This window comes from Actinoplanes italicus (assembly GCF_003001815.1).
GTDB lineage: Bacteria > Actinomycetota > Actinomycetes > Mycobacteriales > Micromonosporaceae > Actinoplanes > Actinoplanes italicus.
The window spans coordinates 107,171-132,480 of sequence record NZ_PVMZ01000015.1 but is presented as its reverse complement, the minus strand read 5'-3'; the positions used below and the strand labels follow the sequence as shown (position 1 = coordinate 132,480).

General features: G+C 71.4%; 19 protein-coding genes. 10 read left to right on the top strand and 9 right to left on the bottom strand.

Annotated features, from left to right (window positions below; genetic code table 11):
- Positions 1 to 34: 34 nt before the first annotated feature.
- The 3 genes from CLV67_RS31725 to CLV67_RS31715 form a co-directional block, all read right to left on the bottom strand.
- On the bottom strand, positions 35 to 973 hold the full coding sequence (locus CLV67_RS31725; RefSeq protein ID WP_239166771.1) for an SDR family NAD(P)-dependent oxidoreductase: 939 nt from the start codon (positions 971 to 973) through the stop codon (positions 35 to 37).
- A gap of 2 nt (positions 974 to 975) precedes the next feature.
- A complete protein-coding gene (locus CLV67_RS31720; protein ID WP_106324979.1) occupies positions 976 to 1,737 on the bottom strand; it encodes a glucose 1-dehydrogenase in 762 nt (253 codons plus the stop codon).
- 169 nt (positions 1,738 to 1,906) lie between these two features.
- Entirely contained in the window at positions 1,907 to 2,494 is a 588-nt protein-coding gene (locus tag CLV67_RS31715) for a TetR/AcrR family transcriptional regulator (protein WP_106324977.1), read from the bottom strand.
- Between the two features lie 89 nt (positions 2,495 to 2,583).
- On the opposite strand from CLV67_RS31715, the gene CLV67_RS31710 reads away from it, so the two are divergent.
- From CLV67_RS31710 to CLV67_RS31685, 6 genes are all read left to right on the top strand, one after another.
- Positions 2,584 to 3,663 (top strand): alcohol dehydrogenase catalytic domain-containing protein, encoded by a 1,080-nt coding sequence (locus CLV67_RS31710; protein WP_106324975.1) that lies wholly within the window; start codon positions 2,584 to 2,586, stop codon positions 3,661 to 3,663.
- A gap of 2 nt (positions 3,664 to 3,665) precedes the next feature.
- Positions 3,666 to 4,706, top strand: a complete 1,041-nt coding sequence (locus CLV67_RS31705; protein ID WP_106324973.1) for an LLM class F420-dependent oxidoreductase — start codon at positions 3,666 to 3,668, stop codon at positions 4,704 to 4,706.
- Between the two features lie 58 nt (positions 4,707 to 4,764).
- On the top strand, positions 4,765 to 5,055 hold the full coding sequence (locus CLV67_RS31700; RefSeq protein WP_170154072.1) for a hypothetical protein: 291 nt from the start codon (positions 4,765 to 4,767) through the stop codon (positions 5,053 to 5,055).
- Positions 5,052 to 6,704: an alpha/beta hydrolase gene (locus tag CLV67_RS31695; RefSeq protein ID WP_106324969.1), complete on the top strand. Its 1,653-nt coding sequence runs from the start codon at positions 5,052 to 5,054 to the stop codon at positions 6,702 to 6,704. The genes CLV67_RS31700 and CLV67_RS31695 overlap by 4 nt, the downstream gene beginning before the upstream one ends.
- A 97-nt stretch (positions 6,705 to 6,801) precedes the next feature.
- Positions 6,802 to 7,230 carry a hypothetical protein gene (locus tag CLV67_RS31690; RefSeq protein WP_106324967.1) on the top strand — a complete coding sequence of 143 codons (429 nt, stop codon included), beginning with the start codon at positions 6,802 to 6,804 and terminating at the stop codon, positions 7,228 to 7,230.
- A gap of 41 nt (positions 7,231 to 7,271) precedes the next feature.
- Positions 7,272 to 10,625: an NACHT domain-containing protein gene (locus CLV67_RS31685; RefSeq protein ID WP_146169362.1), complete on the top strand. Its 3,354-nt coding sequence runs from the start codon at positions 7,272 to 7,274 to the stop codon at positions 10,623 to 10,625.
- Positions 10,626 to 10,690: 65 nt separating this feature from the next.
- On the opposite strand, the gene CLV67_RS31680 is transcribed toward CLV67_RS31685, so the two are convergent.
- Positions 10,691 to 11,641: a pectate lyase family protein gene (locus CLV67_RS31680; protein WP_106324963.1), complete on the bottom strand. Its 951-nt coding sequence runs from the start codon at positions 11,639 to 11,641 to the stop codon at positions 10,691 to 10,693.
- Positions 11,642 to 11,869: 228 nt separating this feature from the next.
- Entirely contained in the window at positions 11,870 to 13,348 is a 1,479-nt protein-coding gene (locus CLV67_RS31675) for a hypothetical protein (RefSeq protein ID WP_106324961.1), read from the bottom strand.
- A gap of 200 nt (positions 13,349 to 13,548) precedes the next feature.
- Between CLV67_RS31675 and CLV67_RS31670 the strand changes: the two genes are divergently transcribed.
- Genes CLV67_RS31670 through CLV67_RS31660 form a run of 3 tightly spaced genes read left to right on the top strand, consistent with a single transcriptional unit; the run spans position 13,549 to position 16,045 of the window.
- Positions 13,549 to 14,034, top strand: a complete 486-nt coding sequence (locus CLV67_RS31670; protein WP_106324959.1) for an anthrone oxygenase family protein — start codon at positions 13,549 to 13,551, stop codon at positions 14,032 to 14,034.
- Between the two features lie 12 nt (positions 14,035 to 14,046).
- A complete protein-coding gene (locus CLV67_RS31665) occupies positions 14,047 to 15,381 on the top strand; it encodes a TrkH family potassium uptake protein (RefSeq protein WP_106324957.1) in 1,335 nt (444 codons plus the stop codon).
- Positions 15,374 to 16,045, top strand: coding sequence for a potassium channel family protein (locus CLV67_RS31660; protein WP_106324955.1), 672 nt, complete (start codon positions 15,374 to 15,376; stop codon positions 16,043 to 16,045). The genes CLV67_RS31665 and CLV67_RS31660 overlap by 8 nt, the downstream gene beginning before the upstream one ends.
- Before the next feature lie 23 nt (positions 16,046 to 16,068).
- Here CLV67_RS31660 and CLV67_RS31655 read toward each other — a convergent pair whose 3' ends face one another.
- On the bottom strand, positions 16,069 to 16,692 hold the full coding sequence (locus CLV67_RS31655) for a hypothetical protein (protein WP_146169361.1): 624 nt from the start codon (positions 16,690 to 16,692) through the stop codon (positions 16,069 to 16,071).
- 95 nt (positions 16,693 to 16,787) lie between these two features.
- On the opposite strand from CLV67_RS31655, the gene CLV67_RS31650 reads away from it, so the two are divergent.
- The gene (locus CLV67_RS31650; RefSeq protein ID WP_106324950.1) at positions 16,788 to 20,051 is read left to right on the top strand and encodes an AfsR/SARP family transcriptional regulator; all 3,264 of its coding nucleotides are present in this window, start codon (positions 16,788 to 16,790) and stop codon (positions 20,049 to 20,051) included.
- A 3-nt stretch (positions 20,052 to 20,054) separates the two neighbouring features.
- Here the strand turns inward: CLV67_RS31650 and CLV67_RS31645 are convergent, their stop codons facing one another.
- The 3 genes from CLV67_RS31645 to CLV67_RS31635 all read right to left on the bottom strand — a co-directional run bounded on the left by CLV67_RS31645 (position 20,055) and on the right by CLV67_RS31635 (position 25,289).
- Positions 20,055 to 20,855: an ABC transporter permease gene (locus CLV67_RS31645; protein ID WP_106324948.1), complete on the bottom strand. Its 801-nt coding sequence runs from the start codon at positions 20,853 to 20,855 to the stop codon at positions 20,055 to 20,057.
- Positions 20,852 to 21,826 carry an ATP-binding cassette domain-containing protein gene (locus CLV67_RS31640; protein WP_106324946.1) on the bottom strand — a complete coding sequence of 325 codons (975 nt, stop codon included), beginning with the start codon at positions 21,824 to 21,826 and terminating at the stop codon, positions 20,852 to 20,854. Before CLV67_RS31640 ends, CLV67_RS31645 begins: the two co-directional genes overlap by 4 nt.
- 148 nt (positions 21,827 to 21,974) lie before the next feature.
- Positions 21,975 to 25,289: a toll/interleukin-1 receptor domain-containing protein gene (locus CLV67_RS31635; protein WP_106324944.1), complete on the bottom strand. Its 3,315-nt coding sequence runs from the start codon at positions 25,287 to 25,289 to the stop codon at positions 21,975 to 21,977.
- Between the last annotated feature and the right edge of the window lie 21 nt (positions 25,290 to 25,310).

The following is a 25,310-nucleotide window of genomic DNA, read 5'->3' as shown; positions in this document are numbered from 1 at the left end:
GCCGTGTGGGCGACCAAAAGGCCACGAGGTCGAATCATTCGTTGAAAGTGGACGTGGCAAGCGGGAGAGTTGCCTCGCAGAGATAGCCGGAGGTGGGTGGTGAATCGATGAACACGGTGCTCAGGGCGGCGTCCAGTTCGGCGGCGGTCCACTGGCCGGTCGTCGCGTGGAACGTCGCGCGGACGGTCGGCGGTCCCAGAAGGGCCACCACGCCGCCGTGGACCACGAAGACCTCGCCGGTGATCCGGTCGCCGGCCGGGCCGGCCAGGTGCACGACCAGGGGCGCGACGCGCTCCGGCGCCATCGGGTCGTCTCCGCCGGGCGCGGGGCCCATCAGGTCGCCGGTCATCGCGGTGCGTGCGCGAGGGCAGATCGCGTTCGCCCGTACCCCATGGTTGAAGCAACCCCGAGCCGTGGCGAGGGTGAGTGCGACGATCCCGCCCTTGGCCGCCGCGTAGTTGGGCTGTCCGGCGGAGCCGAGTAGGTAGGCCTCGGAGGAGGTGTTCACGATCCGTGCGTAGGCGGGCCGGCCTTCCGACTTGCTGAGCCCGCGCCAGTACGCGGTGGCGAACCGTGTGGTCACGAAGTGCCCGCGCAGGTGGACCCGGATCACCGTGTCCCACTCCTGTTCGGACATCGAGAAGACCATCCGGTCGCGCAGCACGCCCGCGTTGTTGACCAGCACGTGCAGCCCGCCGAACGTGTCGACGGCCGTCGTGACCAGGGCTTCGCCGGTCGCCCAGTCGGCGACGTCGCCGGGGCGGGCGACCGCCTCGCCACCGGCAGCGCGGATCTCCTCGACGATGCGGTCGAGTCCGTCGGTGGGGAGGTCGTTGAGGACGAGCCGCGCGCCGGCCGCGGCCAGGGCCCGTGCCTCCGCCGCCCCGAGTCCCTGCCCGGCACCGGTGACGATGGCGACGCGCCCGTCCAGCGACCGGTCGGCACGTGGAGTGGCGGCCATTTCGCTGGGCATGATCAGTACCCCGGGCCGCTGAGCAGGCCGCCGTCGGCGAGGAACTCGGCGCCGGTGGTGTACGACGACTCGTCGGAGGCCAGGAACGCGACCAGCCGGGAGATCTCCACGGGCTCGGCGAACCGGGCGATCGGCAGGCCCTTGAGGAAACCGCTCCCGTCCACGCCGGTCATGGTCTGCGCGGCGGCCAGCGCCATCGACGTCATCACGCCGCCCGGGTGCACCGAGTTCACCCGGATGCCGAGCGGCCCGAGCTCCTGCGCGGCGGACCTGGTCAGGCCGCGGACGCCGAACTTGCTGGCACTGTAGGCGGACAGTCCCGACGCCCCGGCGAACCCCTCGATCGACGAGATGTTCACGATCGAGCCACCCCCGGCGGCGGCCATCGCCGGGACGACCGCGCGGATCCCGAGCCACGTACCGACCAGGTTCACCTCGATGACCTGCCGGAACTCGCCCGGGTCCATCTCGGCGACCGGCGCGTGCCGCAGGATGCCCGCGTTGTTGACCAGCACGTCGACCCGCCCGAACGCGTCGAGTGTGGCCCGCACGGCGGCCGCCCACTGATCGGCATCGGTCACGTCGTGATGCACGTACCGGCAGCTGTCCGCACCGATCCCGTCGGCGACCCTCTGCCCCTTCTCGTCGAGCACGTCGCCGATCACGACGCGTGCCCCCTCGGCGGCGAAGTGCCGGGCGTGGGCCTTGCCCATGCCGCGAGCCCCACCGGTGATCAGTGCAACCTTGCCGTCCAGCCGCCCCATCCGCGTCCTCCGGTCCCGGTCCTCCAGCTGTGCCGTACCGCTGTCTCAACGCGCCCGAGACAGCGGTGAGACACAGCCGGATCTTCACGGCTGTGCCGTACCGCTGCCTCAGCGCGCCGAGACGGCGGTGAGGCACAGCCGGGCGCTAACCAAGCGCTTGCTTGGGAGGCTACGCCCGGATGCCGTCGAACAGAAGGCGGAGAAGTCCGTCGATGATCTGCTCGGTGCTCCACGTCGCCGACGAGCGCCACGACGTCGGCAGCCAGAGGATGTCGCGCAGCAGCCGGTAGGTGAGCCGGGTGTCCAGGTCGGCCCGGAACTGCCCGGTCTGCTTCCCGCGCTCCAGCTGCTCGATCCAGGTCTGCTCGATCTCCTTCATGGCGGTACGCAGGTACGCGAACCGCGGTTGCCCGCTGAAGTAGTTCCAGTCGTTCTGCAGCATCGTCAGCGCGGCACGGTGGCGGCTCAGGTTGGCGGTGCTCGACCGTACGATCTGCTCGATCGCCGTCCGCGGATCGGCCGTGTCGCGGACCGCCTCCCGGTATCCGGCCAGCACGTCCTCCAGAAAGGCGCTGAGGATCTCGTCGCCGATCGACTCCTTGGAGTCGAAGTGGTGGTACAGGCTGCCGGAGAGGATGCCGGCCGCGTCGGCGATCTCGCGGACCGTCGTCGCCCGGAACCCCTTCTCGGCGAAGAGGTCCCCGGCCAGCTGGACGAGATGGGCGCGCCGCTCGGACGGGCTCTTGGATTGCGTCACCGGCCGATTATCGCCCTTGACCGAACGCTTGCTTGGTATCAGGCTCGTCGATAGCGTAGAACGCGTTCTAATTTCGAGGGGGTACCGGGATGCGCGCGGCGGTGCTGCACACGATCGGGGACGAGAAACTCGACCTGCGTGACGACGTGACGGTCCTCGGCCCCGGGCCGGGGGAGGTGCGCCTGCGGGTCCGCGCCGCCGGTGTCTGCCACTCCGACCTGTCCGCCCTCCACGGGGGCCTGCCGCAGCCGCTGCCCGCGGTCCTCGGCCACGAGGCGGCCGGTGACGTGATCGAGGTCGGCGACGGCGTCGAGGACCTGCTGCCCGGCGACCGGGTCGCGATCAACTGGCTGCCCGCCTGCGGCGTCTGCACCCACTGCCGGCGCGGCGAGCAGCACCTGTGCATGACACACGTGATGGCCGGCTATGTGATCCCCCGGTTCGCCTCCGGTGACCTGCAGATCTTCGGGATGGCCGGGTGCGGCTCGTTCGCCGAGGAGATGGTGGTGCCCCGGGCCGGCGCCGTGAAGATCGACGACGACGTGCCGTACGAGGTGGCCGCGCTGGTCGGCTGTGGCGTCACCACCGGCGTCGGCGCGGTGATCAACACGGCTCAGGTGCGGCCCGGCGACACCGTCGTCGTGATCGGCTGCGGCGGGGTCGGGATCGCCGCCATCCAGGGCGCCCGGCTGGCCGGTGCCGCCGTGATCATGGCGGTCGACACGGTGCCCGCGCGGCACGAGGCGGCCCGGCGGTTCGGCGCCACCCACACGGCCGGCCCGGACGACCTGAGCGACCTGCAGATGGAGGTCGTGCCGGAGGGCTTCGATCATGCTTTCGACGTCGTGGCCGTACCCCAGACGCTCCGGACCGCCTGGGCGGCCTGCCGTCGCGGCGGCACCGTCGTCGTGGTCGGCGCCGGCCGCGCCGAGGACCAGGTCGAGTTCAGCCCGTTCGAGCTGCTCTTCGAGGGCAAACGGATCATCCCGTCGCTCTACGGCTCGGCCGACCCGCACCGCGACTTCCCCCGCCTGCTCGCGCTGTGGCGGGCCGGGCGACTCGACATCGAGGGCATGATCAGCCGGCGCCTGCGGCTCGACCAGGCCGGCGACGCGCTGGCCGCGCTCGGCAGCGGTGACGTCATCCGCCAAGTCATCGTCCACGACTGATCATGCGACTCGGGATCCAGCTGGGTTACAGCGGCGACGACTTCGCCTCCGAGGCCGACGAGGCCGTCGAGTTCGAGGAGGCCGGCGCGGACCTCGTGGTGGTGCCGGAGGCGTACAGCTTCGACGCCGTCAGCCGTCTGGGTTACCTCGCCGCCCGTACGCGGACGATGGATCTGGCGTCGGGTGTGATGCAGCTCTACACTCGCACTCCAACGCTGACCGCGATGACCGCCGCCGGACTCGACCACGTGTCCGGCGGCCGGTTCAACCTGGGCCTCGGCGCGTCCGGCCCGCAGGTCATCGAAGGCTTCCACGGCGTCCGTTACGACGCCCCGGTCGCACGCACCCGCGAGATCGTCGAGATCTGCCGCCGCGTCTGGCGCCGCGAGACCCTCACCTTCGAGGGTGCCCACTACCGCATCCCGCTGCCCGGCGACTACGCCAAACCTTTGAAGATCATCAATCATCCGGTACGGCCACGCGTGCCGATCCTGCTCGCCGCCATGGGCCCGCGCAACGTGGCCCTGGCCGCCGAGATCGCCGAGGGCTGGCAGGCGCTATGGCTCGACCCGCGTTCCGCCGAGCGGGTCTTCGGCGACGCGCTCGCCGACGGCAGGTCACGGCGCGACCCCGCCCTGGGCCCACTGGACATCAGCGTGCCCGTACCCTTCGCCCTCGGCGATCCGGACCCCGCCCTGCTCATCCGCCACCGCGCCCAGCTCGCGCTCTACCTCGGCGGCATGGGCGCCCGCGGCCGCAACTTCTCCAACGACCTGGTCCGCCGTTACGGATACGCCGACGAGGCGAAACGCGTCCAGGACCTCTACCTGTCCGGCCGCCGCGCCGAGGCCGTCGCCGCGGTCCCCGACGACCTGGTCACCGCGACCTCGCTCGTGGGCCGCCCCGACGACGTGCGCCGCGGCCTCGACGCCCTGGCCGCCGCCGGCGTCACCACCCTGCTGGCTTCCCCGCTCGCCACCACCCGCGCCGAACGCGTCAAAGACATCGCCGAACTTCACCGTCTTCTGCCCGGCAGAGCCTGAACCAGGTCAAGACCATCGGCGTAGACCCCTGTGAGGAAGGGGGTCTCCAGTGGAACCGTTGCTCGACGTCGATGTCGCCGGCCTGAACGCGGCCGGTGCCGAGGTCCGCGCGGCCGGCGCGGACCTGGGTGCCGCCACCGCCGCGGCCGACGGCCGCCTGGCACCCGCAGGTCACTCCGGTTCGGCCGCCGCCACGGCCGCCCGCGCCGCGGCCACCGGCTGGATGAGCGAACTGCGCCGCCTCACCACCGACCTCAACGACTTCGGCGCCACCCTGACCGCCGCGGCGCGGCAGATCACGGTCACCGACCGGGCCGGCGCCGACGACCTGCGGCAGGTGCCCCGATGAGCGAACTGACCCTGCCGCTGCTGCTCGCCACCGACGTCAGCTCCTGGCACACCGCGGCCGACACCTGGCAGCAACTCTCGCAGCGCATCGACGACGCCGCCGAGCGCCTCATCCGCGGCACCCGCGACCTGGCCCACGTGTGGTCGTCGGGTGCCGGCGCCACCGCGGCCCACGGCCGGGCCGACCGCCTGCGGTCCGAGGTCAGCAACAGCTACAACCCGGCGAGGCGCGTCTTCGACGCGATGGACCGGCACGCGTACGGCATGGACGCGCTCCGCCGCCAGGCCGAGGAGATCCTGGCCGCGGCCCGGCAGGCCGGCTACACCGTCGACACCGCGACCCTCGACATCACCGCGCCCGCGTCGTACTACCAGGGCGGCAACCTGGACCGCACCGGCCGGGCGATCGGCATGCTCGGCGGGGACCTGCGCTCCGTGCTGGAACAGGCCCGCGCCCTCGACGACTCCACCGCCAACGCGATCAACGTCAACGTGCCCACCACCGGAACCGCGTTCGGCACCAACCGCCTGCAGCCGGTGACCGCTGACGACCTGCGGGAGCAGGCCGGCCGTACACCCGCCGAGGTCAACGCCTGGTGGTCGGTGCTCACCCCCGAGCAGCAGGAACAGGCCATCCGCGACTTCCCGGACCTGGTCGGCTGGCTCGACGGCGTCCCCGCCACCGACCGCGACCTGGCCAACCGCGCGATCCTCGACCGCGAGACGGCGGCGCTGACCGGACGGCTCGGTGAGATCGACAGCCGCCTGGCCTACCTGCAGAGCATGTTCGACCAGGGCCGCATCTACGAGGTCTACCCGACCGAGATCGACCCCCGCAGCGCCATGGACCGCGAGATGCTGAACCTCGGCGCCGAACGCGGACCGCTGGCCGGCAAGATCGAGGGCCTCGGCGCGATCAGTGACCGGCTCGCGGTCTCGCAGCCGCCGGCGTTCCTGCTCGGCCTCTCCACGGCCGACGACGGCCGCGCCATCGTCTCGGTCAACAACCCGGACACCGCGAACAACGTCCTCACATACGTCCCCGGCACCACCGCCGACCTCGCCGGCGCCCGCGGCGACATCGACCGCGCCGACAAGATGGAGGGCGACGCGCGCCAGGCTGACCCGGATGCCGCGACCGCGTCGATCTACTGGCTCGGATACGACGCTCCGGACCTGATTCCGAACGCCGCGTCCAGCGAATACGCCGAGAAGGGCGCTGTCGACCTCACGGACTTCCAAAGTGGGCTCCGCGCGACCCACGAGGGTGACGTACCGTCGCGTAACACCGTGCTCGGGCACAGTTACGGCAGCACGGTCATGGGGCATTCCGCGATGCAGCCGGGATTCCAGGCCGACGCGGCTATCTTCGTCGGTTCACCCGGCGTGGACGTCAATCACGTTTCCCAACTACCCGGCCTGCCGCGTGACGGGATCTACGCGACCAGGGCCGAGAACGACGCGATCAAGTGGATTCCGGACCTGGACGTCGCACACGGCAACGATCCGGTCCGATCCGACTTCGGCGCGTGGGTCTTCCCCAGCGATCCCGGCGACCCTGTTCGCCAGGACCACACCCATTCCGCCTACTGGAACGAGCGCAACATCGCTCGTGACAACTTCGCCAAGATCATTACCGGACGACTGTAGCGAGGAATACGACGTGGGACCGAGAAAGTCGAAGAGCGTTCTAGGACTCGTGGCCGCCCTGATGATGGTCGCTGCCTGCACAGGAGGGAACGAGGCCATGCAGCCCACCGAAACGTCGGCGGAGGCCGTGAAGCGTGTCGAGGCGCTCGTGCAGGAGGCCTTCGCGCAACTGCCTGCCGGAGCGACGCTGAAGTTCAGCGACGGCAGCGACCACGGTTCGTGCGACGACGCCGAGAGCGGTCTTCCCCGGGGGCGCGTCTTCGTCGAGAAGCGGTACAACGTGGTGCCCCGCGCCGGCGGCGGGTGGCCCGAGGAGCAGGCTATTCCGGCGCTGGTCGCTTTCTGGGAGAAGCAGGGTTATCGCGTCTACGACGACGGCCGTGACCGGCGCGACCCGAAGTTCGTCGTCGACACTCCGGACGGCTACGCCGTGATCGTCCACGGCTACGACCGCGGCGACCACTACGACTTCACCCTCAGCGGCAGTTCGCCGTGTGTCTGGGAGAACGGCACACCCGAGCCTTAGCCGGGGCCGCGGGTGGGGCGTCCGTCCATATAGTGGGGACCGTGTCCCACGGTCTGACCTATCTCGATGCCGTCAAGCTTCTCGGCGGCTCCGGGCCGCTGATGAAGGCCGCCGACAACCTGCTGGGTGGCGCACTCTCCATCGCCACGGCCGGTGGCAGCGAGGCCGCCATCAGCCTCTTCGACGCCAAGACCGAGGCGATCCGGCTCGGGCACGTGGTCGCTGAGAAGATCACCGATGTCGTACGCGGACAGGCGCGCTTCAACCGCAGCGAGCGCCTGCAGGCCGCGCATGGTGTCCTGGTCGTCTCGTCGTTCTTCGCCGCGCTGGACGACTGCCTGCAGAACGCCGGTCTGGCGTCCCCCGGTTTCTCCCGCGACGACCAGCTGCTGCTCGTGGCGGCGGCCCGGACCGAGGGTTCCTGGCAGGCCCGCCTGCTGAACGCGGAGATCCCGGCGCCGGACCCGGACCTGGGCCGGGACCGGCTGCTGACCGCGGTCGACGGCTGGTGCCGGACGCTGGCCCGCCACCTCAGCCGCCACCTGCGCGGTCTCGCGGTCTGGGAGACGTCCGGTCCGGGCACCCGTGAAGCGGTCGACCGTCTCCTGGAGGAGGCGCTGCCCGATCTGGCCGTGGCCCGCTACGAGGAGACCGCCCGTACGTTGTCGGCCGAGGTGCCCGAGTTCGCGATCTGGCTGTCCGAGCTGGAGTCCCGGGCGGTGTCGCGGGGCCTCGAGGCGCTGGAGGCCGCCCTGGCCCGGATCACCTCCGACGACGTGCCGGCCCGGCGCCGCGCCGGTCTGGCCGCCGTCTACCGTGCCGCGCTCGACGAGCCGGTCCTCGGCGGCGACAGCCTCCGGGCCGGCGGTGGCGACAGCGGCGCGGACGGGTTCGGTGGGCTGACGATGCCCAGCCTGGGGACGGCCTACCTGGATCCGCGGTTCCGGGTGCGGGCCGCGAACCGGGGCGCCCGGCCCGCGGACGAGGACTGGTGGCGCGGGTGCGACGTCCGTGACGACTTCGACCGGTTCCTGGCCACCTACCTGACGACCCCGCAGTCGGCGTGGGCGCCGATGCTGCTGCTCGGGCAGCCGGGCGCCGGCAAGTCGTCGCTGACCAGGGTGCTCGCCGCCCGCCTGCCGCCCGCCGACTACCTGGTGGTGCGGGTGGTGCTGCGGGAGGTCCGGGCCGAGGCGGAGATCCTGGACCAGATCGAGCAGGCGCTGCGGGACGCGCTCGGCGAGACGGTGGCCTGGGCCGATCTGGCCCGTGACGCCGGTGCGGCGATGCCGGTCGTGCTGCTGGACGGTTTCGACGAGTTGCTGCAGGCGACCGGTGTGCACCAGTCCGACTATCTGCAGAGGGTGGCGGCGTTCCAGCAGCGTGAGGCGCTGCTCGGCCGTCCGGCGGCGGTGGTGGTGACCAGCCGGGTGGCGGTCGCGGACCGGGCCCGGCTGCCCGTCGGCAGCCTCGCGGTGCGGCTGGACGCGTTCGACGAGCCACAGGTCGGGCGGTGGCTGGCGACCTGGAACGCCGCGAATTCCGGGTTCTGGGCGTCGACGGGGCGCCGGCCGCTGCAGCGTGACGTGGTCCTGCGCTTCCCGGAGCTGGCCGGCCAGCCGTTGCTGCTGCTGATGCTGGCCCTGCACGACGCGACCGCGAACGCTCTGCAGGACGCCGACGAGATCGGCGCCGGGCAGCTCTACGAGCGGCTGCTGACCGATTTCGCCGAGCGGGAGGTCCGGCGGCTCCACGACGGCGGCCCGGAGGAGGATCTGCCCGAACTGGTCGAGGAGGAGCTGCTGCGGCTGTCGGTGGTCGCGTTCGCTATGTTCCACCGGCTGCGGCTCTGGGTGACCACCGCCGAACTCGATGCCGACCTGGCCGGACTGGATCTGGCGGCGGGTCGACCGCGGCCGGCCGACGGGTTCCGCGGTGCGCTGTCCGCGGGCCAGGAGACGGTCGGCCGGTTCTTCTTCATCCAGCGCGCGCAGGCCCTCCAGGACGATCAGACCTTGCAGACGTACGAGTTCCTGCATGCCACCTTCGGCGAGTATCTGGTGGCCCGACTGGTCGTGCGGGCGGTCCGGGAGGCGGCCGCCGTGTCGCGGGCCCGGTCGGTGCGGATGGGCCGCCGCGACGAGGACGACCTGCTCCAGTCACTGCTCGGGTACACACCGCTGTGCACCCGCAACACCGTCATGCCGTTCGTCGCCGAGCTGCTGGCCGCCCCGGATCGCGGAGAACTGGGGGACTGGGCGATCGACCGGCTGCGGACGGCGGTGACCCGGCCGGCGTGGACCTCGCGGCGGTACCAGCCGATCGACAAGCGGGTCGATCACTGGATGGCCACCTACTCGTTCAACCTGCTGCTGATCGCGCTGGCCTGTGACGTGCCGGTCCGTGCCTCGGAACTCTTCCGGTACGCCGAAGACCCGGCCCACTGGCTGCGGTCGACCGCCCTGCAGTGGCGGGCCGCCCTGCCGAGCGGCTTGTACCTGGAGTTTCTCGGATCGGTGCTGATCGAGCGGGCCTGGGCCGAGGACGGCCGCCGCGACCTCATCCTGACGGGCGGCGTACGTACCGCGATCGTCAATCTTGATCCTCTGTGGTCGATGGAGGCGTTCCCGCGGGCCCACGCCGAGTCCTCCCGTCGCAAGTACTGGAGTTTCGTCGACTTCCCGGTCGGCGAGGCGTTCGCCTCGATGGACCTGACCGGCGCGTTCAGTGACGACGTGATCCGGCACGCGGCCGAGCCGGCGGCCAGGCTGCTGTCGACATCGGCGTTGCTGACCTTCGTCGAGCATGAGCCGGGGGATGTCGAGTCGGTGGCGCACAGCCTGGTTCAGCTGGCGCTGGCGTCCCGTCTCGGCTGTTCCGGTCAGGAGCTCGACGACGTCTACGACCGGGCGGTTCGGGCGATGCGGCGGCGGGAGGGGGATCGGGAAGCGCTGCCGCTCGACGCCAGCTGGCTCGAGTTCCTGCTGCGATCCCTGCTCGACGACGCGAAACGCCTCCCGCCGGGGTCGGTTCTCGGGCTCGCGCGGAGTCTGCTCGGCGAGGTCTCGGGCCATCCCGAGTTGCTGCCGCTGCTGCTGGAGTGCCTGGCCGTGGGCGAGGCGAACAAGGCGGTCAAGGAGGATCATGTCGATCCCGAGCTGAGGCGGGGGATCGACATGATCCTCGCCCTGTACGGCGAGGACATGTCGGTCGACAGCTGTCTGCGGCTGTTGGAGGCGATGCCGCCGGAACCGTCGCGAGGCGTCGCGTTGATCCTGGAGAAGGTGGATCGCGTCCTGCGGCAGGATTTCGTGGTGCGCCATCTGGAGACCGAGCGCGAGCTCGCCGCCCGAATCCGCGCCGCCCGTGCCCGTTTCGACCCGCCGCCCGGCTGACTCGTGGCGGCGCCCTCCCCCGCGAGTGACGAGGAGCGGGGGAGGGCGCCGGTGGGGACGGGTTCCTACACGCTGATGCGGCCGGCACCCGCGTTCGCGGTGACGATCGACTTCACGCTGGCGGCAGCGTCCGCCGTGTAGGAGTACGGGATCGACGCGACCGAGCCGCCGGTCTGGCCGCTGCCCGAGTTCACGAGCAGGTTGTTGCGGGCCACGAGGGTGCCCGCGTCGGACGAGCCCTCACCGAGGTGGAACGGGTCGTCGACGTTCTCGAACGAGTTCGCCTCGACGAGGACGCCGGCGCCCTCGGTGCTGGCTACGCCGTACCCGGAATTGTTGTTGTAGTAGTTGTTGTAGACGTGCACGGGGTTGCCGAACCGGACCCGCGGGTGCCGCTGCGTCGACGAGTCGAACCAGTTGTGGTGGTACGTGACCCGCAGGTGGCCGACGTCCTGACTCGCGTTGCTGTCGCTGTGCCCGAGCAGCATCGACTTGTCGTGATTGAATACCCGGTTCCACGAGACGGTGATGTAATCGGAACCGCGTTTGATGTCGACGGCACCGTCGTATCCGTTACTGAAACTGTTGTGGTCGATCCAGATGTTGGTCGCCGATTCCTGCACGTTGATGGCGTCGTCGTTCCAGTTCCGGAAGGACAGATTGCGGATGATGACGTTGCGGTCGCCGTTGATGTTCAATCCGCAGCCGACGATCGCGGCGCCCGAGTTCCCGATGATCGTCTTGTTGCTTCGCACTCGAAGCATGCCGGAACAGTTGATCGTGCCGGACACCCGGATGTTCGCCGCCGAGGTGGAGGCGAGCGCCGTGGTGAGCGCGGACGCGCTGGTCACCGTGGTGGTTGCGGCGCTGCCGCCGCCGCTGGTGCCACCGTTCACGGTGGCCCACCCGACGAGATCGGTGGGCGCGGCGGCGGCCGGCGAGGGTACGGCGAGGACGGCTCCGACGAGGGCGAGGGGAACGGCGCCCTGCATGAGCCGATGAATTCGGCCAGGCATTTTTTGCTCCTTTTCAGGTAGCGCGAATCCGTGACCAGGACGTGTTCGTGTGTGGTGGACGTCGGGGATCGTCCACGCCTTGAATCACGGATTCCTATGGGGGGATCGGGGAGCGCTCCTGAGCCCCAGAAAAACACAGCCTGCGGTGGTTGTGAAGAGATATCCGTTTGCAGGTTTTTTGCAACAACAGTGGGGATCGGTGCCGGGGCGTACCGATAGCGGCTGTTCTCAGGCGACCGTGACGGTCACCGTGACCTGCCCGAATCCACGTTTGCGGTCGGCCTTCGGGATGGCCTGCCGGACCGTCCCGGTGGCTCCCCGGAGGGTGTCCAGGATCGACTGGGCGGACCGGCTGCCCGGCGGCAGGTACTTGTCGTAGATCGTGTTGAGGCAGTCGGCGGTGAACGAGGCGACGGTCGGGCCCGTGGTGCGGGCGGAGGACAGGACGTCCTGGTCGGCCCCGGCGATCGTGTCGGTGCGCTTGAGCACGCAGGAGCCGAACGCGAAGACGTCGGCGACGGCCCGCCCGGACCCGGTGAGACCGGCGGCGCTCAGCAGACTCTGCACCGCCGGATCGGTCAGGTCACCGGCGGCGAGTCCCGGACGGGCGGCCGCGCCGTGCTCGGTGTAGGCCTGCAGCAGCGCCTCGGCCGCGTCGGGCCGCAGCGCCCGGCTGCCCGGCAGCAGCAGGTCCAGCTGGCGGAGCCCGGCGTCGAGGGCGATCACCGACCAGTCGAGATGACCGGTGAGCCGGATCGGGCCGGGCTTGCCGGGCTGCAGTTCCAGGGTGACGGTCTGGCCGCCACCGACCGCGACGCTGCCGGCCAGGTAGGTCAGCACGGTGTCGCGGACGCCGTCCAGCAGGTCCGGGGAGAACGCGGTGACCTCGGTGTCCACGACCGGGCGGACCCGGCCGTCCGGCGGCAGCTGGAGGATCATCGGGAACGGGAAACGATTGCGCACGCGGATCTGCCGGGAGCCGGTGCCGGCCAGGACGCAGGCGTCGAAACGCCCGCCCGGGACGGAGGCGACCGCGGCCGTGGTGCCGGTGGCCCGCGGCTCGCAGGACAGATCCTCCGGCGGCCCGGTCAGGTGCTCCAGGGTGTCCGCCAGGGAGGAGACGGCGGCCGCCCGTGCGTACGGCCAGAAGCCCCGGTTGGTGCCGGTCTTCACCGGGACGAGCGTGCCGGTGCCGGTGGTGATCGAGTCGCCGACCGCGTCGGTGGTGACGTGCCAGGTCCCGATCACGAAGCTGTCGAACAGGATGGTCTCGCCGGAGATCGACCGGTCGACCGTGTCGGTGATGGTGCCGGGCAACGGGACCCATCCGCCGAGATCACCGGACCAGCCGAAGAGGTTGAGCATCTCGGGGAGCACGCCGGCGGGGAGCTCGTGGTAGTCGATGGTGATCCGGCCGCGCTCGACGTCACCATGCGCTTCCATACTCACCATGTCACCCACGGTGACGATCCCGGCCGGGATCGGGCGGTCGGCGGGAAGCGGTCCGCGGACGAACCGGACCCGGATGTCCCCGGTGCCGCCACCGGCGGGCACGCTGAAACGGACGTGTCCGTCCAATGCGGACTTACTCGCGCCGCCGGCTTCCACCAGGCGCGAGTCCTGCACGCCGATGGGGCCGCACGCGATCAGACCGGTCGCCGTGGCGGCGACCAGAATGCCCGCAAGAATCCCCCGTACGAGTTTCATGTTGTCCTCCCCGGCGGAGGAGGATAACCGGCTTTTGTGAACACCGGTCACCGACCGCAACGTGTCAACCGTCGCACTCCCACGACCAGGACATCCGTGCCCGGTTGGCGGAGTTGTCCCGACATCGTACCGTCGCGACGCGAGGGCGAACCGCCCCGTGAAGGTGAACCGAGCCGATCGCCGACCTTCGGGAGTGCCGGATGCGTACCGTCGTCATTCTGCTCGCCGTCCTCATGCTGGGGCTGATGGCCGGGCTGTTCTACGCGTACTCCGGCTCGGTCATGCCCGGTATGCGCCGGGCCGCGGACCGGTCCGCCGTCGACGTCATGCAGCGGATCAACACGGCCATCCAGAATCCGCTGTTCCTGCTGCTCTTCATGGGTTCCCCGGTGCTCACCGCCGTCGCCCTGTTCCAGAACTCCGAGCACCCGCGGGTGGCCGGGCCGCTGCTGGCCGCGCTGCTGCTGTACGTCGCGACGCTGGCCGTCACGTTCGCCGTGAACATCCCGCTCAACAACCGGTTGGACCGGCTCGGCGACCCCGCCGCGCTGGCCGATCCGGGCGGGCAGCGGGCCGCGTTCTTCACCCCCTGGACGCGGTGGAACGCGGTGCGGACGGTCACCTCGACGGGGGCCTTCCTGGCCGGTGCCTGGGCCCTCGTCGAGCACGGTGCCCACATCGGGTGATATGACTCATCGGTGCGATCACCCTGGCGGCACCCGGCACGCGTCGTACCGTTCGCGTTCCTGGCCCTGATCATCATCGGGACCGGCCTGATGATGCTGCCGGCCGCCCGTGCCGAGCCGGGCCACGCCCCGTTCGTCACCGCGCTGTTCACGGCCGCGTCCGCGGTCTGCGTCACCGGCCTCGCCGTGGTGGACACGCCGACCTACTGGTCCACCTTCGGGCACGTGCTGCTGACCGTTCTGACCCAGATCGGCGGCTTCGGCATCATGACCCTGGCCACGCTGCTGAGCCTGCTCGTCTCGCGGCGGCTCGGCCTGCGTGGCCGGCTGCTGGCACAGGCCGAGAGCGCAGGGCTGGCGGGTGCCAACATGGTCGGGCTCCTGGTCCGGGTGGCTCTGGTCATGCTCGTCGCCGAGAGCATCATCACCGCGGTCCTCACCGTGCGCTTCTGGTCGGCGTACGACTACCCGATCGGGCGGGCTCTGTGGGAGGCGGTCTTCCACGCGGTGCAGGCGTTCAACAACGCCGGGTTCGCCCTCTACTCCGACAGCCTGGTGCGGTTCGTCACGGATCCGTGGATCTGCATCACCCTGGGGCTGGGGGTGATGGCCGGGGCGATCGGCTTCCCCGTGCTGTTCGAACTCGCGCGCGAGTGGCGTACGCCCGGATGCTGGTCGACCCACACCTTTCTGACGGTGGCCGGAACGCTGCTGCTCTCCTGCGTCGGATTCCTGGTCTTCCTGGTCTTCGAGTGGCGCAATCCGGGGACGCTGGGGCCGCTGAGCACGCCGGGCAAGGTCCTGGCCGCGTTCACCCAGGACGTGATGACCCGGTCCGGCGGCTTCAACAGCATCGACCTCGGCAAGATGAACAGCGAGACGATCGCGGTCACCAACGGCCTGATGTTCATCGGCGGCGGCAGCGCCAGCACGGCGGGCGGCATCAAGCTCACGACGTTCATGCTGCTCGGGTTCGTGATCTGGGCGGAGATCCGCGGCGAGCCGGACGTGGTGATCCGCAAGCGCCGGATCGCCGAGGATTCCCAGCGGCAGGCCGTCACGGTCGCCCTGATGGGCGTCGCGCTGGTCGCCACCGGTACGGTCGCACTGGACGCGCTGACCGAGGACGTGCCGTTCGACCGGGCCCTGTTCGAGGTCACCTCCGCCTTCGCGACCGTCGGCCTGAGCACCGGCATCACGCCGAGCCTGCCGCCGTCCGCGCAGGTGGTCCTGGTGATCCTGATGTACGTCGGCCGGGTCGGCACGATCGCGGTCGGCACCGCGATCGCCCTGAACACCCGCCGCCGCCACTACCGCTACCCGGAGGAGAGGCCCCTCGTTGGCTGACGAGAAACTGCCCAAGGGCGGCCACGTCGCGGTGATCGGCCTCGGCCGGTTCGGCGGCGCCGTCGCCGAGTCCCTGCTGGAGATGGGCTACGAGGTGCTCGGCGTCGACTCCGACCCACGCATCGTGCAGGACTGGTCGGACCGCCTCACCCAGGTCGCCGAGGCCGACTCCACCGACGAGGAGGCGCTGCGCCAGCTCGGGGTGCACGAGTTCGAGCGTGTCGTCTGCGGCATCGGCACCAACCTCGAGACCAGCGTCCTGACCGTGCTGACGCTCACCGAGATCGGCGTGCCGGAGATCTGGGCCAAGGCCACCAGCGTCAAGCACGGCAAGATCCTGTCCTCGGTCGGCGCCGATCACGTCGTCTTCCCCGAGTCGGAGATGGGCGAGCGGGTCGCGCACCTGATCACCGGCCGGATGCTCGACTACATCGAGTTCGACGACGGCTTCGCGATCGCCAAGGTCCGGGCACCCCGCGGCGCGGCCGGGCGTACCCTCGCCGAGCTCGGTCTGCGTACCAAGTGGGGCGTCACGGTGGTCGGCACCAAACGGCCGGGCGAGGACTTCGTGTACGCCCGGCCGGAGACCACGGTTCCCGAGGGCGCCGTCCTGATCGTCGCCGGTGACACCGAGAAGGTGGAGGCGTACGCCGCCGAGAACTGAGCGACGACCAGGACGGCGATCCGTCAGCGCGGGATCTGGCTGAGCTTCTTCACGCCGGCGGCGACGAACCTGAGGAACTCGGCCTCGTCGGCGGCGGTGCCCTGCGACTGGACGAACGTGGCCGACACGTCTCCGTCGGCCACCCCGACCTGCAGGAGGCGCTCCTGCTTGCCGTCCTTGCGGGTCAGGATCTGCCGCACGCCGGCGGCGGGTTTGCCGAGGTTCGGCAGGACCAGCTTGGTGGTGGTCACCTTGTCTTCCTTGAGCTGCTGGTTCGGGCAGCGGGCCGGGGTGTCCGCGGCCGCCTTGACCGCGGCCTGGGCGTACTTCGCGCCGGGCGCCCCGATCATCGTCACGATGATCGTGCCGTCCGACTCGACGAAGCCGCGCATCGCCACCTTGGTCTGGCGTACGTCGTTCGTCTTCGGCTTGTTCGCGCACATGGTCCCGGTCGCCGGGTAGCGCACGTCGGTGCTCGTCGCGAGCTTGGGAGCCACCGTGTAGCCGGGCGGCGCCTCGGCGACGGTGAGCAGACCTTTCTGGAGCTGGTCGGGCGCCGGCGCGGCCATGGCCGGGCTGGCCGGGCCGAGCAGGGCGGCGATTACGGATGCGACAGCAATTTTGCGATGCAATGGGACATTTGCCATGATTCAACCGTAAGGGATCGGAGTTCCGGGGTGGGGGACCGGCGTGGCGTGCGCCCGATTTGGGGACGGTGGACAGCACGCGGCAGGATCGTCACGTGAGGGCGGACGGGGACCGGCTGCGGGTCGGGGTGCTCGGCGAGTTGCGGGTCACCCGCGGCGACGCCGTCCTGACCGTTCCCGGCGCCCGCCTGCGCGGCCTGCTGGCCCGCCTGGCCGCCGCCGGCGGCCGTCCGGTGCCGCCCGGCCTGCTCACCGAGGCGCTCTGGCCGGAGGAGCAGCCGGCCGACCCGGCGAACGCGTTGCAGTCCCTGATCTCCCGCCTGCGCCGGCTGCTCGGCGGAGGTGACACCGTCGCACAGGCCGAGGGCGGCTACCGGCTGGCCGTCGCCCCGGACGACGTCGACGCCCTCCGCTTCGAGCGGCTCGCCGCCGAGGGCCGCGACCACCTGCGGGCCGGCGATCCCTCCGGCGCCGCCGGGACGCTCGGCGACGCGGCCGTCCTGGTCCGCGGGCCGATCGCGACCGAACTGCGGGGTGCGGCCCCCGGTTACGCCACCCGGCTCGACCAGACGATCGTCGAGGCCGGCGCAGACCTGGCCGAGGCCGAGCTGGCCCTCGGGCACGCCGAACGAGCCGCGGTCCGGCTGACGGGTCTGGTCGCCGAGCACCCGCTCAGCGAACGGCTCGCCGCGCTGCTCATCGACTCGCTGGCCGGGCAGGGCCGGCAGGCCGACGCGCTCGCCGTCTACGAGCGGGTACGCGCCGACCTGGCCGACCGGCTCGGGGCCGATCCCGGGGCGGCGCTGCGGGACCGGCACCTGCGTCTGCTGCGCGGTGCTCCGGACGTACCGCCGCCGATGATCGAGGCCGGACCACCGCAGACCGCGAGCGGCCCGCCGCCGCTGACCAACCTGCCGGAGCCGTTGACCAGCTTCGTCGGCCGTGAGGGCGACCTCGCGAGGATCGAGGCGCTGCTCGCCGCCGGGCGTCTGGTGACCGTTCTCGGACCTGGCGGGGCCGGTAAGACCCGGCTCGCGACCGAGGCCGCGCGGCGGCGTGCCGGTGGGTTCCGCGACGGGGTCTGGCTGGTGGACCTCGCGTCGGTGACCGAGCCGGCGAAGGTCGGCGCCGCGGTCGTGGCATCCGCCGGGCTGCGCGGATCGGCCCTGTTCGAGACGGTCAACCGGGTCCGGCCGGAAGGGCTGAGCGACGTCGACCTGCTCGCCGACCGGCTGTACGGCCGCGAGCTCCTGCTCGTCGTCGACAACTGTGAACACCTGATCGACGCGATCGCGTACCTGGTCAGCGCCCTGCTGGCACGCTGCCCGCGGCTCCGCGTGCTGGCCACCAGCCGGGAGCCGCTGGCCGTCGACGGCGAGACGCTCGTGCCGCTCGGATCACTCGGCCTGCCCGAACCGGGCGCCACCGGCCCGGAAGCGGCGGCCACCCCGGCCGTGCGCCTGTTCGCCGAACGTGCCGCCGCGGTCCGGCCCGGGTTCGCCGTGGACGCCGCCACAGCCGGTGACGTGATCCGGATCGTCCGCGCCCTGGACGGGATGCCACTGGCCCTCGAACTCGCCGCGGCCCGGCTGCGGACCCTCGGCCTGACCGAGCTGGCGGACGGCCTCTCCGACCGGTTCCGGCTGCTCACCACCGGCAGCCGTACCGCGCAGCCCCGGCACCGCACGCTGCGCGCGGTGATCGCCTGGAGCTGGAATCTGCTCACCGGCGAGGAACGGGCGCTCGCCGAACGGATCGCGGTGCTGCCCGGCGGGGTGACCACGGCGTCCGCGGGGGCGATCGCCGGCACCGGCCCGGCCACCGCCGACCTGCTGGCCGCCCTGGTCGACCGGTCGCTGCTGCAGCTGGCGCCGGGCGGCCGCTACCGGATGCTGGAGACGCTGCGCGAGTACGGCATCGAACGCCTCGCCGAGCAGGGTGCCCTCGACGACGTCCGCGACGCCGCGGCCCGGCACCTGGCCGCGCTCGTCGCCGACGCCGACGCCCGGCTGCGCACCTCCGGCCAGGTCACGGCACTGCGCGACCTACGGGCCGAGTACGACAACGCGCTCGCCGCCCTGCGTCACCTCAGCGACCGCGGCGACGCCCGCGCCGCGATGTCGCTCGCCCTGGACCTGTGCTGGTACTGGCAGATGTTCGGGCGGCACGACGACGCCGCGTACTGGCTGCGGGTGGTGCTCGCGGTCCCCGGCGACACCGACCCGGTCGAGACCGACTGCGCCGAGGCGTTCCTGGTCCTCAACCGCACCGGCCACGAACCGGGACTGCTGACCGAGACCACCGAGCAGCGCACCGCACGCCTGCGGTCCCTCGCCCAGCGGCTGACCACGCATCCGCTGTTGCCCGGCCCGGCCGGTGCGATCGCCGCGTTCACGCTCTACATGGCCGGGGAGAGCGACGCCGCCACCCACCGGGTCGAGCAGCTGATCGCCGGGCCGGACCGCTGGCTGTCCGCGCTGGCCCACATGTTCCGTGCCCAGATCGCCGAGAACAACGGCGATCTGCGGCAGCTGGCACTGGACGTGACGGCGGCGCTGGACGGGTTCCGGGCGCTCGGCGACCGCTGGGGGCAGGCCAACGTGCTGCCACTGCGGGCCCTGCTGCGCCAGTACGACGGCGACCTCGACGGTGCGCTCGTCGATCTGCGCGCGGCGCGGGCGTTCGCGGCCGAGTTCGGCTCGCTCGACATCGGCGACGAGATCTTCATCGACCTGCGCTGGGCCGACCTGCACATGCGGCTCGGCGAGCCGGACGAGGCCCGCACGGCGGTGGCCTCCGCGCGGGCCCGCGCCGACCGCTCCCGGTCACGGGAGATGGCCCTGCTGGTCGACGCCCTCGAGGCGGGGATGCTGCTGTGGTTCGACGAGCTCGACCGGGCCGCCGAGCTGATCGAACGGGCCGCCGGCGGCCTCGGCCTGGACAGCGACCAGCTGCCGCTGATGGGCGGCGACCACGGGTCCGCGATCGTCTTCGCGATCCGGGCCGCGCTGGCGCTGCGCCGCGGCGACGCGGACGCGGCCGAGAAGGCGCTGCAGAGCGCCTACCCGGCCGCGGTACAGACCCGGGACATGCCGATCATCGCGATGATCGCCGTCACCGCCGGCAGCCTGGCCGCCCACCGCGGACGGCCCCGGGACGCGGCGGCCCTGCTCGGCGCGGCGGCCCGGCTGCGCGGGGCGCACGACCACACCGATCTGCACGTGGCCGCGGTGGCGGCGCAGGCCCGGGCCGCGCTCGGCGACGAGGGCTACGGCGAGGCGTACGCCGCCGGCTGGTCCCTGGAGGCCGCGGCCGCGCAGAGACTCGCCGACCCGGCGCGGCCCGCCCTGCCCTCCTGAGACTCAGGCCCGCTTGTTGTAGGCGCGCAGAGCCAGCGGGACGAACACCGCCAGGAGCCCGGCCATCCAGATCAGCGTCGTCGTCAGCGGCCCGGCCACCGGCCCTTCCACCAGCAGCCCGCGGATCGTCGCGACCAGCGGCGTGATCGGGTTGACCGCCACGAACCCCTGCACGAACCCGGGCAGCGTGTCGGTCGGGACGTACACGTTGCTGCCGAAGGTCAGCGGCAGCACCAGCAGGAACATGATGCCCTGCACGGCGCCGGAGGTGCGGGCCAGCATGCCCACCCAGACCGAGATCCAGCAGAAGCACAGCCCGAAGGCGATCGACAGCGCCACCGCCCCCAGGGCCGGCACGAATCCCGTCTGCACCCGGAAGCCCATGATCGTGCCGAAGCCGAGCATCACCACGCACACGCTCAGGTAGCGGACCACGTCGGCCATGACCGCGCCGACCAGTGGCGCGGCCCGCGAGATCGGCAGTGATCGGAACCGGTCGAAGACGCCCTTCTCGATGTCGGCGTTGAGGTTCTGGCCGAGCGCCACGCCACCCATCGCCAGCGACTGCGCCAGCATGCCCGGTAACAGGAACTGCAGGTAGAGGCCTCGATTCCCGTCGAAGATCGCGCCACCGAACAGATAGGTGAACAGCAGCAGGAAGATCACCGGCTGAATCGTGACGTCGATCAGCGCCTCCGGCGTGCGTATCGTCTTGATCAGGCTGCGCTTGGCCAGGGCGAACGCGTGCCGGCCCAGGGCGAGGACGCCACCTCCGGCGGGGCGGGCGACGGCGAGAGTGCTCATACCAGTTCCTCGGCTTTCGTGCGTCCGGTCAGGGCGTGGAAGACCTCGTCGAGGCTCGGCAGGTGCAGTGCCAGCTCGGTGACCTCGATCCGCTCGGCACGCAGCGCCGGGATCAACTTGTCGAGCACCTCGTCACTCGTGACCGGCACCGACGCGGCGCCCGGCCGGGAACCGGCGGCCTCGTCGATGCTCGCCGACGTGCCCGCGGCGGCGACGAGGTCGAGCACCCGCAGCACGTCCGGCAGCCGGGCCGCATCGGAGGGCCGCACCCGCAGGGTCTGCCCGCCGACCCGCCGCTTCAGACCGTCGGGGGTGTCGTGTGCGATCACCCGGCCGTGGTCGACGACCACGATCTCGTCGGCGAGCGCGTCCGCCTCCTCCAGGTACTGCGTGGTCAGCAGCACGCTCGCGCCGCTGGCCACCTGAGTGCGCACGACGCCCCACATGTCCTCGCGCTTGGCCGGGTCGAGGCCGGTGGTCGGCTCGTCCAGGAAGATCACCTCGGGACGGCCTACCAGGCTGGCCGCCAGATCGAGGCGGCGGCGCATACCGCCGGAGTACGTCTTGGCCGGCCGCTGCGCGGCCTCGCTCAGATCGAACCAGTTCAGCAGTTCATCGGCCCGGCGACGCGCGTCCCTTCCGCTCAGATCCAGGAGACGACCGATCAGCACCAGATTCTGTACGCCCGTGAGGTCCTCGTCCACGGACGCGTACTGGCCGGTCAGCCCGACGAGGCGGCGTACCTGCTGCGGGTTCTTGAGTACGTCCACCCCGGCCACGAAGGCGCGGCCCTCGTCCGGGCGCAGCAGGGTCGCGAGGACCCGTACCGCGGTCGTCTTGCCGGCGCCGTTGGGCCCGAGCACGCCCAGCACCGTGCCACGGCGCATCGACAGGTCCACGCCGTCGAGCGCCTGTGTCTTCCCGAATCGTTTGCGCAGCCCCTCGGCGTGCACCACCAGATCTTCCGTCATGGGAAGCAGACTGGCCGTCCCCGCTGGCACCGCCCGCACAGCACGCTGGCACGCCCCGCACACGCGGCTGTCGCGCACCGCTGTCTCAGCGACCGTGAGACAGCGGTGCGCGACAGCCGGGTCTTGGTGGCTGTGCGCTACCGCTGTCTCAGCGGGGACAGGTGGGCTGGTACTGCGTCTCCGGGACGTAGGCCGCCCACTCCTCCGCTGTGAAGCCGCCACCGGTGACGGCGCAGGCGGTCTTGGAGGGCGCCGCCCGCAGAGCGTTCAGCCCCGAGTAGTCCCAGAGCACAGCCCGTGTCCCGCCGCTGTCACGGCCGCTGGTCACCAAGGTGCGCCCGTCCGGGTGGAAGAGCACCGACCTCGACTGGAGTTCGGTGCGCTTCAGCCCGCCGACACGCTGGGGGGTGGACGGCTCGGCCACATCCCAGAGTGCCAGCACGGAGTCCCTGGTGCCGGTCGCGAGGGTGCGGCCGTCCGGCGAGAAGGCCACCGAGTCGATCATCGTGGTGTTGCCGGTCAGGATCGCCTGCCGGCGGCGGATCGGGCCGGCGATGTCCCACAGTGCCGCCGTCCTGTCCGAGCTGCCGGTCGCCAGGGTCCGCCCGTCCGGGCTGAAAACCATGGATCTCACGAAGGCGGAGTGCCCCTTGAGCTGCCCGGTCCGAACCGGGTCCGACCGGTCGGCCAGGCTCCACAGACTGATCGTCTGGTCCTCGGCGACGGCGATGGTGTTGCCATCAGGGCTGAAGGCGATGGGTCCGACCAGATCGTCGCCCGGCAGATCGGGAAGCCGGGCAGGGTCCCGCGGGTTGGTGAGATCCCACAGCGTCACGTCGAATCCCTCGCCGATGGCCAGCGTCCGGCCGTCCGGACCGAACGCGAGCGTGGAGCCGTATGGTCCGACGGGCACCTTGCCGATAGGCGCCGGCGCGCTCGGATCACTGAGATCGGTCAACGTCACGAAGCCGTCCGACGCCCAGCGGACGGCGGCGAGGAGGTCACCGCTGGGACTGACCGCCGCCGTATCGAGAGAACCGGGGACGACACGTACGGTGGCGCGTGCGACCGGGCGGGCGGGGTTCGACAGGTCCCACGTGGTAGCCGTCCCGTCGGTGTGTGCGGTGGTCAGGCGCCGGCCGTCCGAGCTGAGAGCGGCCATCAGCCCGATTCGGGTCTCACCGGTGGCCCGGCCGAGGACCTTCGGTGTGCCGTGCGCCTCGACTGTCCACAGGCTCAGTGAGCCGTCGACCGCCACGGTGGACAGGACCCGGGCGTCCGGGCTGAACGTCATCGCCAGCGCGGCGCCGTCGTTGCCGTTCACATCGGCGAGGTGGACCGGCGTGTCCGCGGTCATGTCCCACAGGCGGGCCGTCCCGTCGTCGTCACTGGTGGCCAGGGTCAGGCCGTCGTTGCTGAACATCACGTCGCCGGCGCGGGCCGCCTGCGTCGAGAGCTTCTCCGGCTTGGCGGGGTTGCTCATGTTCCAGATCGAGAGACTCCCGTCGGGGTCGTGGGTGGCCAGCAGAGGCCGTACCGGGCTGAAGGCCGCTCTCTGAACCTTGCCGTCCAGTGTGAGCAGCGCGATGGGGTTCTTGCGATCAGTGATGTTCCAGACCCTCCCGGTGCCGCCGGAGACGCCGGCCGTCACGACGGTGAGACCGTCGGGGCTGAACGTGAGCGGCGTGAGACCGGCGCCCTGGATCTGGCCGAGCCGGGCGGGGCTCTCCTTGTCGGTCAGGTCCCAGAGGGTCCACATCCCCTCGAAGTCGCCGACGGCGAGCGTCCGCCCGTCCGGGCTGAAGACGGGCCGGCCGGCGTTCGGCAGCGGCACCGTGCTGATCGTGACCGGCTCGGCCGGATCGGAGACGTCGAGGAGAACCGGCTCGAAGTCCCATCCGCCGACGACGGCGAGTGTCTTGCCGTCGGGGCCGAAGGTCAGGAAGGGGAAGACCAGGAAATCTTCGAGCGTGACGAGGCGGACGGGCACGGCCGGGTCGGCCACGCTCCACAGCGACAGGGTGTAGTCGGCGTCGATGACGGCGAGGATGCCGTCCGCCCCGTGGGCCATGGCCAGAACCTCGTCCATGGCGCCGATCTTGCGTGTGGAGGTGACGAGAGCTGCGAGCTCGGCACGGGACTCGGCGCCGGGCTGGATCTTCTCCGCCGCGATCCCGAGCCGCAGCGCCATCGCCGGGTCGTTACCGACGGTCGCCGTGGCCCTGTTGAACAGCCGTCGCCCGAGCGTGAACCGCTTCTGCTCGGCGGCGTTCTCCTCCTGCCGGCGGGCCTCCTCGGCGGCCTCCGCCGCCTTTCGTTCGTTGTCCCGGGCGATGGCCTCCTGGCGGCGGGCCTCCGCCGCGGACTCCTCGGCGAGCCGCTGCTGTTGCCGCGCGATGGTTTTCTGCCGCTCGGCCTCCGCGGTGGCCTGCGCGGCGAGGAGTTGCTGCTGCTCCGCGATCATCCGCTGGCGTTCCGACTGCCGCGCGGACTGCTCGGCCAGTGCACGCTGTTCCCGGGCCACCTTTCCCTGCTCCTCGGCCAGGGCACGCGACCGGTTCGCCAGTTCCTGCTGCTTACGTGCGTTCTCCTGCTGTCGTCTCGCCTCGGCCGCCGCCCGTTGGGCCGCGGCCCGCTGTTCCCGAGCCTGCTTCTCCTGCGACTTCGTCTCCACGGCGGCGGCGTGGGCGCGAGCCTCCTGCGTGCGGGCGTTCTCCTGCTGGCGCCGGGCCTCCTCCGCGAACCGCCCGGCATTGCCGCGCTCCTGCGAGGCGAGTTCTGTCTGCCGCTCGGCCTCGACCCTGGCGGCGGCGGCCCGGTCGGCGTTGTGCCCCGCGACCACGCCGGTCAGCGACGCCACAGCGGTCAGCAACGCCAGCGCCGCCACGGCTCCCCGGCGCAGCCGCTGTGCCTGGCGGTGCTGCCGGACGTCCTCGCCCTCCAACTCGTCCTTGCTGAGGCCGTGCATCGGGGCGGCCAGCTGCGCGATCGCGTCGCGGAACCGGGCATCGTTCAGGCTGAGGCTCGGGTCGTCGCGGGTCCAGCGCAGGTCGAGGAAGAGCGGCTCCTCGGCGAACACCCCGCGCAATGCGTCCGGCACGGCCGTCGAGTCCGCGGACAGGTCGCCGCGTTCCGGGTCCCACCGCCACTCCCCGTCGGTCAGTACGGGCAGGATCCGGTCCGCCGGTTTCGTCGCGATCCAATGCTCGATCTCGCGGTTGACCCACGGCGACTGTGCCGCCTCCGGTGACGCGAGCAGCACGAACCAGTCCGAGCCGTCCAGTGCCTCCTGGATCGAGGACCACAACGCCGGGGTCACCGACAGGCCGGTCTGATCCCGGAAGATCCACAGCGCGCGGCGGCGGTTCCAGGGCCTCGCCAGCCGATGCAACCCACGCTGTACGGCCGGCGCCAGCCGCCCGTCTGCGGCGTGGCTGTACGAGATGAAGCCATTGAAAGTCATGCAGGGCCCCCGCGTTCGATC